This window comes from Halomonas sp. MCCC 1A11062 (assembly GCF_021404355.1).
Lineage (GTDB): Bacteria > Pseudomonadota > Gammaproteobacteria > Pseudomonadales > Halomonadaceae > Halomonas > Halomonas aerodenitrificans.
In genome coordinates this window covers 1-499 of sequence record NZ_JABFTW010000067.1, presented here as the reverse complement: position 1 = coordinate 499, position 499 = coordinate 1, and the positions used below count along the sequence as shown (strand labels likewise).

1 protein-coding gene is annotated in these 499 nt (G+C 52.9%); it reads right to left on the bottom strand.

The annotated features are described in order from the left end of the window. Nucleotides 1–499: cadherin repeat domain-containing protein (locus tag HOP58_RS22820; protein ID WP_234261918.1), on the bottom strand; the 499-nt coding region annotated here is incomplete at both ends.

Below are 499 nucleotides of genomic sequence, written 5' to 3'. Positions count from 1 at the left end.
GTTCCCGGGATTGTATCAGCGGTATTGCCTAATGCTCCGGCTTTAAAAGTGAAAACTTCGTAGTAAGTCAGGCCACCCTCGTCCTTGGCTTCGATCGTTATCGTAAAGGTTCCGTCCCCCTCCTTGATAACTTCACCTTCCTTAAGTTTCAGCTGATTTCCGTTTACGATCTCGAAACGGCCATCACCAGCGACGATTTCGAAGGTGTGGGTATCACCCTCATCGGGATCAATTGCTGATAGTGTGCCAAGAACCACTCCTGAGGGGGTCTGGCCGCCAGTAGTGGCGTTCCCTGATCCATTCAGGCTCTGGGCAAACTCAAGGTCGATATCGAGGCGAATATCGGTTGGCGCCCGATTCTCGACCTCGCCGCCAGGGACGGAATAGCTATCGAAGAACCAGCGTTCGTGTGTGATCTTTCCCTTGGTCCACTCGAAGGAATCTTTCTCGCCGCTGAAAAGCTCTGTCAGCTCGAAGCTGCTGCTATCGCCGAAGGTCA